At 66.3% G+C, this 12013-nt stretch carries 10 protein-coding genes; 7 read left to right on the top strand and 3 right to left on the bottom strand.

Features of this window, described 5'->3' with window-relative positions; translation table 11 throughout:
- Window positions 1-89: 89 nt before the first annotated feature.
- From DENOEST_RS18555 to DENOEST_RS18545, 3 genes are read right to left on the bottom strand one after another with little or no spacing between them, the layout of a single operon-like run.
- On the bottom strand, window positions 90-806 hold the full coding sequence (locus tag DENOEST_RS18555; RefSeq protein WP_145772037.1) for an ABC transporter ATP-binding protein: 717 nt from the start codon (window positions 804-806) through the stop codon (window positions 90-92).
- The gene (locus tag DENOEST_RS18550; protein WP_145772036.1) at window positions 806-1969 is read right to left on the bottom strand and encodes an efflux RND transporter periplasmic adaptor subunit; all 1164 of its coding nucleotides are present in this window, start codon (window positions 1967-1969) and stop codon (window positions 806-808) included. Before DENOEST_RS18550 ends, DENOEST_RS18555 begins: the two co-directional genes overlap by 1 nt.
- A complete protein-coding gene (locus tag DENOEST_RS18545; RefSeq protein ID WP_145772035.1) occupies window positions 1966-3333 on the bottom strand; it encodes a TolC family protein in 1368 nt (455 codons plus the stop codon). Before DENOEST_RS18545 ends, DENOEST_RS18550 begins: the two co-directional genes overlap by 4 nt.
- 153 nt (window positions 3334-3486) lie before the next feature.
- Between DENOEST_RS18545 and DENOEST_RS18540 the strand changes: the two genes are divergently transcribed.
- From DENOEST_RS18540 to DENOEST_RS18510, 7 genes are all read left to right on the top strand, one after another.
- Entirely contained in the window at window positions 3487-4557 is a 1071-nt protein-coding gene (locus DENOEST_RS18540) for an efflux RND transporter periplasmic adaptor subunit (protein WP_145772034.1), read from the top strand.
- A gap of 9 nt (window positions 4558-4566) precedes the next feature.
- A complete protein-coding gene (locus DENOEST_RS18535; RefSeq protein WP_145772033.1) occupies window positions 4567-7671 on the top strand; it encodes an efflux RND transporter permease subunit in 3105 nt (1034 codons plus the stop codon).
- A gap of 11 nt (window positions 7672-7682) precedes the next feature.
- On the top strand, window positions 7683-8120 hold the full coding sequence (locus tag DENOEST_RS18530; protein ID WP_145772032.1) for an HIT family protein: 438 nt from the start codon (window positions 7683-7685) through the stop codon (window positions 8118-8120).
- An 82-nt stretch (window positions 8121-8202) separates the two neighbouring features.
- Window positions 8203-9780, top strand: a complete 1578-nt coding sequence (locus tag DENOEST_RS18525) for a hypothetical protein (RefSeq protein ID WP_145772031.1) — start codon at window positions 8203-8205, stop codon at window positions 9778-9780.
- A gap of 56 nt (window positions 9781-9836) precedes the next feature.
- Window positions 9837-10259 (top strand): gamma-butyrobetaine hydroxylase-like domain-containing protein, encoded by a 423-nt coding sequence (locus tag DENOEST_RS18520; protein WP_145772030.1) that lies wholly within the window; start codon window positions 9837-9839, stop codon window positions 10257-10259.
- 3 nt (window positions 10260-10262) lie between these two features.
- Window positions 10263-11009 carry a bifunctional demethylmenaquinone methyltransferase/2-methoxy-6-polyprenyl-1,4-benzoquinol methylase UbiE gene (ubiE, locus tag DENOEST_RS18515; RefSeq protein WP_183148287.1) on the top strand — a complete coding sequence of 249 codons (747 nt, stop codon included), beginning with the start codon at window positions 10263-10265 and terminating at the stop codon, window positions 11007-11009.
- Between the two features lie 135 nt (window positions 11010-11144).
- Window positions 11145-12011, top strand: a complete 867-nt coding sequence (locus DENOEST_RS18510; RefSeq protein ID WP_145772028.1) for a Tim44 domain-containing protein — start codon at window positions 11145-11147, stop codon at window positions 12009-12011.
- Window positions 12012-12013 lie beyond the last annotated feature (2 nt).

Raw genomic sequence — 12013 nt, 5'->3', positions numbered from 1 at the left:
GAACACCGGAATCCAGGAAATCAACAAACTGGACACCGGCCTTCGCCGGTGTGACGGACTTAATCGGCGTTCCTTAGTGCTGCGTGCAATCACGAGAGAGCTCCTTCTGCCTCGTGGTCGTGATCGCCGTCGTGCACTATCAGTCCGTCGCGGAACTTCACCAGGCGCTGGGCGTGGCGGGCGATGTCGGCTTCATGGGTGACCAGGACGATGGTGATGCCTTCCCGGTTGAGGGATTCGAACAGGGCCATGATCTCTTCCGAGGTATGGGTGTCCAGGTTGCCGGTGGGCTCGTCGGCCAGGATCAGGCGGGGTCGGTTCACCAGGGCCCGGGCGATGGCCACCCGCTGTTGCTGGCCGCCGGAGATGCGGTTGGGCATGGACTGGGCATATTTTCCCAGACCCACCTTGTCCAGCATCTCCCGGGCCCGGGCGCGGCGGGTCTCCCTATCCACATTGGCATAGACCAGGGGCAGGGCCACGTTGTCCTCCAGGCTGATGCGGGGCAGCAGATTGAAGCCCTGGAAGACGAAACCGATCAGGCCCCCCCGCACCCGGGCCAGCTCGTCCCTGTCCATGGCGGAAACGGAGCGGCCGTCGAGGCGGTATTCCCCGGTGCTGGGCCGGTCCAGGCAACCCAGCAGGTTCATGAAGGTGGACTTGCCGGAACCCGAGGGCCCCATGATGGCGACGAACTCTCCGGCCTCGATGGCCAGGTCCACGCCCTTCAGGGCCGGAAAGGAGCCGGCCGGGGTTTCGTAGGCCTTGGTCAGGCCCCGCACCTCGATGACGGTCGGTGATGCCATCAGAAGGGACGCAGTTGCAGCCCGCCGCCGGACTTGCCCTTGACCTGGCCGTTCTCGGCGATGATGACCTGGTCGCCCGCCTTCAGCTCGCCCGCCAGCATTTCGGTATTGCGGCCGTCGCTGATGCCCAGGGTGAGGGTGACGGGAGTGAGCTTGCCGGCACGCAGCACCCAGACGGTGCCACTGGCGGCATCGCGCTTCTTCTTGCCTTCGCCGGGCTTGGCGGCAGGCGGCGCTTCGGCGGGCTTGAAACGCAGGGCGGCATTGGGCACCAGCAGGGCATCCTCGCGCCGGGCCACGCCGATATTCACATAGGCCGTCATGCCCGGCAGCAGCACCTGGTCCGGGTTGTCCACGGCGATCACCACGTCGTAGGTCACCACGTTCTGCACCGTGGTCGGGTTGAGACGGATCAGCCGCACCACGCCATGGAAGGCCCGGTCAGGAAAGGCGTCCACATTGAAACGCACTTTCTGCCCCTGGCGGATCAGGCCGATGTCGGCCTCGGCGAAGGCCGAGTCGATCTGCATCTTCGACAGGTCCTGGGCGATCTTGAACAGGGTGGGGGTCTGGAAGCTGGCCGCCACGGTCTGACCCACGTCCACGCTGCGATCCACCACCACCCCGGAGACCGGGGAACGGATCACCGAATAACCCAGGTTGGCCCGGCTGCGCCGCAGGGCCGCACCCACCTGCTCCACCTGAGCGACGGCGGCCTTCCGGGCCTGGACGGCCTGGTCCAGTTCCTGGCGGGAAATGTATTCCTGGGCGAACAGGGACTGGGCCCGTTTTTCGTTGGCGCTGGTCAACTCCAGATTGGCCTGGGCCGATTTCAGGCTGGCCTGGTCCTGACCCACCTGGGCAGCGAAGAGCACGTCGTCCAGTTCCGCCAGTACCTGGTTTTTATCCACCCGGGCGTTGTAATCCACATGGAGTTTTTTCACCGTGCCCGACACCTGGGTGCCGACGCTGACCAGGGTGACCGGATTGAGGGTGCCGTTGGCGGAGACGCTCTGGGTCAGGTTGCCCCGCTCCAGGGCCTGCTGCTGGTAGCGCTGTTCCTTGCCACCCTTGCCGAGGGGGCCGAAGGCGAAATAGAGCCCGGCGGCAAGAACCACGACAAGGGCGACGGCCGGCCAGCGCCAGGCGGATTTGAATTTCATGGCGTGCTGCCTTCCTGCAAGTTTTGGATCAGCCCCAGGTCCAGGGCACCCATGGACTGGGCCAGGGCGGCCCGGGACACATTCCAGTCAAAGAGGGACTGTACCCGCTGCTGCCGGGCCGAGGCCAGGGCGCTCTGGGCATTGAGCAAGTCCAGCAGGCTGCCCACACCAGCCTGGTAGCGGCCCCGGGCCACCTTGTCCGCCTGCTCGGCACTGGCCAGCAGATCGGCGCTGCTGCGGGTGGTCTGGGTGGCGGTGACCAAAGCCTGATAGGCATTCCAGACATCCTGGGCCACCTGGAGGTTCAGCCGTTCCTGGGCCGCCATCCGGGACTCGGCCTGGGCCTCGGCGGCCCGCACTTTGTAGGTGGTGGCAAAGCCGGCGAAGAGGGGCACGTTCAGGGTCAGGCCCACCGTGCCGCCGCGAGTGTCTCCCAGCCCGGCGTTATGGGTGTCGCTGGCCGTGAGTCCCAGACTCAGGCTGGGCAAATGGGCGGCCCGCGCCCCGTCGATGCCGGCCCGGGCCGCCTGGGTCTGGGCGGCGGCGGCCATCAGGTCGGGACGGCGGCGGCGGGCTTCCGCCACCAGGGCATCCAGATCCTGTTCGAAGTTCGCCGGCAGCGCTCCCTGGGCCAGGCCCGCCAGCAGCAGGGGGCGCTGGGCATCCCGGCCCATCAGGGTGTTCAGGGCTCCCTGGGCGGTCTTCAGTCTTCCTTCGACAGCAATCCGGTTGAGCTGGGCCTGGGACCAGGCGGTCCTGGCCTGGAGCTGATCGGCGGGAGCCGCGCTGCCGACCTTGTAGCGGGCCTCGGCGGCGCGGAAGCTGGTTTCCGCCGCCCGCTCCGAGGCCAGGGCCGCCTCCCGGGAGGCTCCCAGGGCCTGGGTCTGATAGTAGGCCTGGAGGGTCGCCAGCAGCAGGGACTGCACCGTGGCGTCCTGGGTGGCGTTGGCGGCAGCGAGCAATTGGCGGGCGCTTTCCAGGCCGGCAGCCCGGCCACCGAAATCGAGGATCAGCCAGGACAGACTGGCGGCAATGCTGCGCTGGTCCCGGGTGGTATCCCCGGTCCGGACCCTGGCCGTGGCGGCCGTCGCGTTCAGGCTGGGCAGGTAGGCCGCCCGGGCCACACCCACCTGGGCCGCCTGCACCCGGGCATTGGCCCAGGCTTCACGGCTCTGGGGATTGGCACAGAGGGCGCCGTCGATGGCGTCGGCCAGGGTCAGTTCCCGACCGGGGTCCAGCGCCTGGCAGGGGGAGGGCGGGGAGGCGGTCAAGCTGCCGACGGCCAAGGGATCCCAACCCTCTTCCGCTCCTGCGGAAAGCGCCAGGCCGATGAGCAGGCACGTCGATAGGGTTCGTGAAAGCATGGGCACAAGTTTACCTCTGCCAACCGGCCCTATCGGTCCGGAATGTGGACAGGGATTGTTACGCTGGGTAATTGTCCTCATTCCACTGGCAAGTCTGGGGCGTAAAATCGGCTGGCCCGGTTCCGCCTCCCCAAACCCCTCCACTGCCGCCCCATGAAGAAAGCCCCCTTCCTGATTGCTATTGTCCTCCTGGCCGTCGGCGCCTATTGGTTCACCCGGCAGCCCTCATCGGCGCAAAGTCCGACGCCCCAGGCAGTGCCGGTAGTCACGGTGGTGGCAAGCTCGAATGAGCTGCCCGTGGTGCTGGACCTGACAGGACGTACCGAGGCCGAGGAAACCGTGACCCTGCGCGCCCGGGTGGAAGGACAGGTGTTGGCGGTGCCCTTCACCGAGGGCCAACATGTGAAAAAGGGCGAGGCCCTGATCCACCTGGACCCCGCCGACTACGCCGCACGCCTGCGGCAGGTGGAGGCCCTGGCCCAGAAGGCCCGGCTGGATGCAAGGCGCTACGAGGAGCTGAAGGACAAGGGCTTTGTCTCCGCAGAAAAATTGGCTGACGTCCGGGCCAGCGCCGAGGCCCAGGCCGCCGCAGCGGAACTGGCACGGCTGCAACTGAGCTACACCACGATAAGAGCACCTTTCGACGGCATCATCGGTGCCCGCCTGGTGTTTCCCGGGACGGCGGTAAAGGCCAACGACACGGCCCTGGCCGTGGTCAATCGGGTACGTCCCCTGAAGGTGAGCTTTACCGTGGCGGAGAAACATCTGCCGGCCCTGCAGACCGCCCTGAGCAAGGGCAGCCTGACGGCCACGATCACCGCCCCAGGTGGCGCAGCCTGGGAAGGCCCGGTGCGCTTTCTCGACAATGGCGTGGATCGTGCCACCGGCACCATCCAGCTCAAGGCCACCCTGTCCAACACCCAGGAGACCCTGCTGCCGGGCCAGTTTGTCCAGGTGCGTCTGGTGCTCGACATACTGCGCGGCGCAGTGACCTTGCCCGCCCAGGCCATCCAGCAGGGACCGGAAGGCAGCTATGTCTATGTGGTCAAGGCCGATCAGCATGTGGAGTTGCGCCCGGTGGAAGTAGCGGCCCAGTACCAGGGACAGGTCGCTATCGCCAAAGGGATCACCGCCGGCGATACCGTGGTGAGCGAAGGCCAGTTGCGCCTGACCCCGGGCGCCCTGGCCCAGGTCAAGAAACCTGCGCCTGCTGCCGGTCAGTAGGGAAGCGCGATGCAACTGCCTGAGCTTTCCATCCGCCGGCCGGTAATGACCACGCTGCTGATGGCGGCCATCCTCATCTTCGGCCTGTTCGCCTACCGGGCCCTGCCTGTGTCGGAACTACCCAGCGTGGATTTCCCCACCATCGCGGTATCGGCCAGCCTGCCCGGTGCCCCCCCGGAAACCATGGCCTCGGCCGTGGCCACGCCCCTGGAGGCCCAGTTCTCCACCATCGCCGGCCTCGCTTCGATGAACTCCGTCAGCGCCCAAGGACTGACCTCCATCACCCTCCAGTTCGATCTGGACCGGGATATCGATGCCGCCGCCCAGGACGTGCAGTCAGCCATCGCCTCGGCCGCCCGCAAGCTGCCGACGGACATGCCGACGCCGCCATCCTTCCGCAAGGTCAACCCGGCGGATTCGCCGATCTTTTTCATCGCCATGTCCTCGTCCACCCTACCCATGTCGGCGGTGGACGACTATGCCCAAACCCAGCTGGCCCAACGCCTGTCCACTATTTCCGGCGTCGCCCAGGTGATGGTGTTCGGCGGCCGCAAGTTCGCCGTGCGGGTCCAGGCCGACCCGGCGCAACTGGCCTCCCGGGGCATCGGCATCGACGAACTGGCTCAGGCGGTAAGAAGCGCCAATGTGAACCAGCCCATGGGCACCCTGGATGGCGCCTACCAGCGTCTGGCCATCAAGGCCAACGGCCAGCTGGAAACCGCAGCGGCCTATCGCCCTCTGGTGGTGGCCTGGCGCAACGGCGCCCCGGTACGGCTGGAGGAAGTGGCGACGGTGCTGGACAGCATCGAGAACACCAAGTCCAGTGCCTGGTTCAATGGCAAGGAGGCGATAGTCCTGGCGGTGCAGCGTCAGCCTGGGGCCAACACCGTGGAGACGGTGGATGCCATCAAGCGCATGCTGCCCGTATTCAAGGAAAAGTTGCCCGCGTCAGTGGAACTGAACATCCACTACGATCGCAGCGTTACCATCCGGGATGCCATCGCCGATGTCCAGTTCACCCTGCTGCTCTCGGGCTGCCTGGTGATCCTGGTGATCCTGCTGTTCCTGCGCAATATTTCGGCGACCCTGATCCCCGGCATCGCCCTGCCCATTTCCGTGGTGGGCACCTTCGCCGTCATGCATCTGATGGACTACAGCCTGGACAATCTCTCCTTGCTGGCCCTGACCCTTTCGGTGGGCTTTGTCGTGGACGATGCCATCGTGATGCTGGAAAACATCGTGCGCCACATGGAAGCTGGGGAATCCCCCTTCCAGGCCGCCCTGCGGGGGTCGAAGGAAATCGGCTTCACCATCCTGTCGATGACGATCTCCCTGGTGGCGGTATTCATCCCGGTGCTATTCATGGGGGGCATCGTCGGCCGCCTGCTGCACGAATTCGCCGTCACCATCTGCGCCGCGATCCTGGTCTCCGGCCTGGTCTCCCTGACCCTGACACCCATGCTGTGCAGCCGCTACCTGAAACACGATGCTGGCCATGGCCAGCATCACGGAAGGATCTATCAGGCCTTCGAGCACTTCTTCGACGCCCTGCTGGGGGCCTACCGCAGCAGCCTGGCCTGGGTCATGGCGCGGCCCCGCCTGGTGCTGATCAGCTTCCTCACCACCTTGGTGGCCACAGCGGGCCTGTTCGTTCTGGTATCCAAGGATTTCCTGCCCGGCGGCGATGCGGGTTACATCATCGCCTTCACCGAAGGCCCCCAGGAAGTCTCCTTCCCCGCCATGGTGGAGCGGCAGCAGGTGGTGGCCGACGTGGTGCGCGCCCATTCGGGCGTGGCGCGGGTGATGTCCGTCGTCGGCACCAGTGGCTCGCGCCCCACCCTCAGCACCGGCAGTATGTACATCGCCCTCAAGTCCCAGGAGGAGCGTTCCGTCAGCCCCGACCAGATCATCCAGCAGCTGCGTCCCCGGCTGGCGGAAATCCACGGCATCAAGGTCTTCCTGCAGAATCCTCCGCCCATCAACATCGGCGGCCAGCTCACCTCGGCCCAGTACCAATACACTCTTCAGGACACCGACCTGGACGAGCTGTACCAGTGGAACGACACCCTGCTGGCGAAGATCCGCCAGCTGCCGGGCTTGGTGGACGTCAATAGCAACCTCAAGAACCAGAGCCCGGTGCTGGCCCTGGACGTGGATAGGGACAAGATCGCCGCCCTGGGCCTGTCCTTCGGCCAGGTGGAGGATGCCCTGCAGAGCGCCTTCAGCGCCCGCCAGGTATCCACCATCTACGGCGCCACCAACCAGTACCAGGTGATCCTGGAAGTGGCCCCCGCCTTCCAGGCCGACCCGACCGCCCTGGGCAAGCTTCACGTGCGCGCCGCCAACGGCCAGCTGGTGCCCCTGGACACCGTGGCCCGGATCAGCCGCAAGACCCAGGCCCTGATGGTGAACCACCAGGGCCAACTGCCTTCGGTGACCATTTCCTTCAACCTGCTGCCCGGAGTCTCCCTGGGCGAGGCGGTGAACCGCATCCGTGCCCTGGAAAAGGAATTGCGCCTGCCGGTATCCCTGACCACCAGCCTCCAGGGCACCGCCCAGGCCTTCGCTTCCTCGATGCAGGGCCTGGGCGTGTTGTTGCTGCTCGCCGTGCTGGTGGTTTATCTGGTGCTGGGCATTCTCTACGAGAGCTTCATCCATCCCCTGACCATTCTCTCGGGCCTGCCGGCGGCGGCCCTGGGCGCCCTGCTGACCTTGGTGCTGTTCCGCACCGACCTGTCCCTCTACGCCTTCGTCGGGGTGATCATGCTGGTGGGCATCGTCAAGAAGAACGCCATCATGATGATCGACTTCGCCCTGGAGAAACAGCGCAGCAGCGACCTGCCCGCCCGGGAGGCCATCTTCCAGGCCTGCCTGGTCCGTTTCCGGCCCATCATGATGACCACCATGGCCGCCCTGGCCGGCACCCTGCCCATCGCCATCGGTCTCGGCGCCGGCGCCGAGGTGCGGCGGCCCCTGGGCCTGGCGGTGGTAGGCGGTTTGGTGGTATCCCAGTTTCTTACCCTCTACCTGACCCCGGTGATCTATGTTTACCTGGATCGGCTGGCCCGGCGGGCCACCTTTAAACCGGCAACGGACAGCCCTCCACTGGCGTGAAAGACCTGGCCATGAACAAAGCTGATTGCGATCTGTGTACCCATCCCGGAGGAGAACTGCTCTGGGAGGATGCCCTGTGCCGGGTGATCCGTGTCGAGGGCCCGGAAGGCAGTGCTTTCCCCGGCTTCTGTCGGGTCGTCTGGCATGGCCATGCGAGCGAGATGAGCGATCTGGCACCCACCGAACAACGTCACCTGTTCAACGTGGTGCTGGCGACGGAAATTGCCCTGCGCAGTCTCCTGGCCCCCGACAAGATCAATCTGGCCAGCCTGGGCAATGTGGTGCCCCACCTGCACTGGCACGTGATTCCCCGCTGGCGCGACGACAGTCATTTCCCCGCGCCCATCTGGGCACCGGCCAGCCGCCCGCCCCCTGACCGGCCGGCCCCCACCAGCGCCGCCCTGCGTCAAGCACTGATGCAGGCCCTGGCGGAAGTCTGCAACAATTGAGCACCCCCAGACCGCCTTGCGGCCGCCCCCGGGGGGCAAGAAAACTCGGGGCGGCCCTTCGTTTTCTTGAGAGGAGCATCCCATGGCCTTCGATCTCCCACTTCTCGACGGCCGCCAGACACCGGCCTTCATCGACCCAGCCGGCGGCCTGGCGTGGCTCGCGGACCTCCCCCTGGCCAACCCGACCGAGGCGGCGGCGCGACTGACGGAGCAGATTGGGATACTGAACCGCCATCCCCTGGAGCCCGGTGCCCGCAGGGCACTGCTCGATGCCCTGGCGCCGGCGATTGGAGAATTGCAGCAGAGCCTCGGCCAGCGCTTCATCGGCAAGCCCCTGCCCTTGGCAGTGGCCGAACAGATGGCCCTGGAAGCGGCCCTGGCCCTGGGCCGGGCACGGGTGGATGGCTATCTGCGTTGCGTCGAGACCGTGGAGCCCGGCCCAAACTCGGCCCTGGCCCTGCAACGGGCACTGGCGGCCCAGGTGGACGTGCAGCAGATCCTGATTCTGGCCCGGCGTCAGCCTGGTGCCAGCCATTGGCGGACCCTCCATGGGTTGATTGCCCTGGCGGAACAGCAGGGGGTGGTGGAGCAGGAGGTGGATGTGCCGGGCCATAGCCATTTGATCACGCCCCTGGCGGCTTACGGCGCTGCCCTGCTGATTCAGGCCGCTGGCCCCCATGAGATTTCCCAGCGGCAGTTGCCCTGGATGCTGCGCTGGGCCAGACGCTGGGGGGGCAAACTGCGCCTGCTCTCCTCGCCGCCGACCCTGATGGATGCCTTGCCCCTGTGCGTAGCCCTGGGAGGGGACCGGCCGCCCGTAGTCATGCCCGGCAAGGACGCGGACAGTCGCTATCTGGATACGATGGCTCTGCGCAAGAGCATCAAACAGCGTATGGCCCAACTGGAGCAGGGGGTGGCTCCGGGTGAATTGCAACTGGGGGATGACTGCCCCCAGCCCGCTTGCGGCCAGCTCCTGGCCCAGCTCTACCAACGCTGGTGCAAAGGGGCCATGCCGCGCCAGCAGGAACGCAACGCCGGCAGCGGCCCCTGCCCCCTGGTGCCCGGCCTGGCGGCGGCCCACTATCAGCTCTACGGACGCAAGATCCTAAAACAGCCCGTGGTCAAGAGCGTCGAGCAACTGCGCCAGGAACGGGAGCGCATGGCCACCTTCGGCACCAGCCAGTTCATTCAGAAGGACCTTGTCGCGGAAGCCCATCCCGAATTCGAGCCGGAAGACGCCTGGGAACTGATCAACGCCAGCGCCACCGGCCTGCGCCTGGTGCGGCCGGCCGCGACGACAGGAGCCCGCATCGGCCCTGGCCGCTTGTTTGCGGTGGTGCCCCCCGGCGCCAAAACCTATACCCTGGCCATGGCTCGCTGGCTGTTGACAGAAACCGATGGCAGCCTTCATGTGGGCCTGCTGTTGCTGCCCGGACCGGCGATTCCGGTGGGGGTGCGCACCGAGGCCAAGGAAGCGCTGCGGCCAGGCTTTCGTCTGCCCCCGGCGGCGGCAGGGGAGGCCTCCAGCCTGATCCTGCCCCCCGGCAGCTTCCGCCTGGGGCGGGTAGTGGAGGTACAGGAAGGCGGCAAGACCAGCCAGTGCCGGCTCACCGCCCTGTTGAGCCGGGGCGACGACCACGAACGGGCCGGCTACGCATAGCTCCGCCGGGCCGGGCGCGCTATGATAGGCCCCCTCCCCAATCGTGCCCTATCACCATGGCAGGCATAGATAAAAACACCCCCATCCCCACCGAAATCAAGCTGCACCAGAAGTCCCGCCTGCTGGAAGTCAGCTTCAGCGATGGCGCCAGCTTCCGCATTCCCTACGAGTTGCTGCGGGTCTGTTCGCCCTCGGCCGCCGTGCGGGGCCATAGCCCCGACCAGGCGGTGTTGCAGACCGGCAAGCGCAATGTGGACATCCAGAGCGTGGAGCCCGTGGGCAATTACGCCATCAAGCCGGTGTTCTCCGACGGCCACGACACCGGCCTCTACTCCTGGGACATCCTCTACGACCTGGGGGCGCGCCAGGAGTGGCACTGGCAGGACTACCTGGCCCGACTGGAGGCCGCCGGCGCCAGCCGCGACATCGACACCACCACTCAGGCAGCCCCCAAGAGCGGCGGCTGCGGAAAGCACTAGATCATGAGCAAGGAAACCCACTTCGGCTTCGAGACCGTGGCCGAGGAAGAAAAAGCCCAGCGCGTCGCCGGCGTCTTCTCCTCCGTTGCCAGCAAGTACGACATCATGAACGACCTGATGTCCGCCGGCCTGCACCGGATATGGAAGCGCTTCACCATCGAGGTGGCGGCCCTGCGTCATGGCGACCGGGTGTTGGACGTGGCCGGCGGCACCGCCGACCTTTCCTCCGCCTTTGCGCGCCGGGTCGGCATGGGCCTGCCTGGCGGCGGCCAGGTCTGGCTCACCGACATCAACAACGCCATGCTCACCGTGGGCCGCGACCGCCTGCTGGACGAGGGCGTGGTGGCTCCCACAGCCCAGTGCGACGCCGAGAAGCTGCCCTTCCCGGACAACCACTTCGACTGCGTCAGCGTGGCTTTCGGTCTGCGCAACATGACCCACAAGGACCAGGCCCTGGCCGAGATGCGGCGCGTGCTCAAACCCGGCGGGCGGCTGCTGGTGCTGGAATTCTCCAAGGTCTGGAAGCCCCTGGAGACCGCCTACGATTTCTATTCCTTCAAGGTGCTGCCCTGGCTGGGGCAGAAGGTGGCGGGGGACGCCGAGAGCTACCGCTACCTGGCCGAATCCATCCGCATGCATCCGGACCAGGAAACTTTGAAGGGCATGATGGAACAAGCGGGCCTGTCCCGGGTCGACTACTTCAACCTGACGGGGGGCGTCGTTGCCCTGCACCGGGGTTACAAGCTTTAAGGAAATGCTGATTAAGTCCGTCACACCGGCGTTCGCCGGAATGACGCATTGGGACTTGTTCAGCGTTTTCACTAACTCGCTACGCTCGACGGTCACACTCGGCTCCGTTGATATTTTTTTCGTTAAAGGAAAAACATGAAACGTCTTTTCATCGCACTGTTCGCCACCGTGGTCGGCCTGGGTCTGCTGGTCCAGGACGCCGAAGCCCGGCGCCTGGGGGGCAGTCGCTCCTTCGGCATGAGCCGGGATTCTTCCGTGATGAAGCGGGACGCCATCCCGGCCAAGCCGGCGGCACCCACCCAGAGCGCGGCCCCGGCCGCCGGCGCGAAGCCGACCGCACCCCAGCCCTCGGGCATGAGCCGCTGGATGGGCCCCCTGGCCGGTCTGGCGGCAGGCATCGGCCTGGCGGCCCTGTTCTCCCACTTCGGTATGGGCGAGGGCATGGCCAACTTCGCCATGATGGCGCTTCTGGCCATGGTGGCCTTCTTCGTCATCCGCCTGCTGTTCCGTCGCAGTCAGCCCCAGGCCGTGCCCCAGTACGCCGGGGCCGGCGCTGCACCGGAACCTGTTCGTTTCGAGCCGCTGGCAGTGGCGGGTGGTGCGGCTCCCGCAGCCGAAATCACCGGCATCCCCGCCGACTTCGACGTGGAGGGCTTCCTGCGTCAGGCCAAACTGAATTTCATCCGACTCCAGGCCGCCAATGACACCGGCAATATGGAGGACATCAAGGCCTTCACCCAGCCCGAGGTCTATGCGGAAATCGAAATGCAGTACCGGGAGCGGAGCGCGGCCCCCCAGCAGACCGACGTGGTGCAACTGGAAGCGGGCCTGCTGGATGTCGCCAGCGAGGAAAAGCGCCACATCGCCAGCGTGCGCTTCCACGGCCTGATCCGGGAAACCGCCAACGCCGCGCCGGAAGCCTTCGAGGAAGTCTGGCATCTGGTCAAGCCCGCCGACGGCAGCGGCGGCTGGCGCGTGGCCGGCATCCAGCAACTGGCTTAAGA

Source organism: Denitratisoma oestradiolicum (genome assembly GCF_902813185.1).
GTDB classification, from domain to species: domain Bacteria; phylum Pseudomonadota; class Gammaproteobacteria; order Burkholderiales; family Rhodocyclaceae; genus Denitratisoma; species Denitratisoma oestradiolicum.
Note: the sequence above shows the minus strand (reverse complement) of the source record. Positions and strands in the feature narration are given on the sequence as shown.